General features: G+C 54.0%; 1 pseudogene. It reads left to right on the forward strand.

The annotated features are described in order from the left end of the window. A pseudogene (locus KDM89_RS21270) lies at nt 1–311 on the forward strand (glutamate--cysteine ligase); the annotation flags it as partial.

A 311-nucleotide genomic window follows, 5' to 3' on the forward strand; every position in this document is an offset into this window, starting at 1 on the left:
GCCGCGCCCATCAGCTGGAAAGCTTGTCGGAAGACACGCTGTATCTGCCGTATGCGACCAGCCTGCGTATGAGCGATCTGGGCTATCAAAATAATGCCCAGGATGGTCTGGTACCACCGTATAACAACCTGATCGATTACATGCGCAGCCTGTCGATGGCAGTGCGCAAGCCCTATGCGCCGTATGCCGCGCTAGGCACCCGTCAAGATGGGGAATGGGTACAGATCAACACCAATGTGCTGCAAATTGAAAATGAGTTTTATGCCACCATACGGCCTAAACGTGTGATCCGTACCGGTGAGCGTCCTATC

Origin of the sequence: Cognatundibacterium luofuense (genome assembly GCF_018139685.1) — a bacterium.
GTDB classification, from domain to species: domain Bacteria; phylum Pseudomonadota; class Gammaproteobacteria; order Burkholderiales; family Burkholderiaceae_D; genus Undibacterium; species Undibacterium luofuense.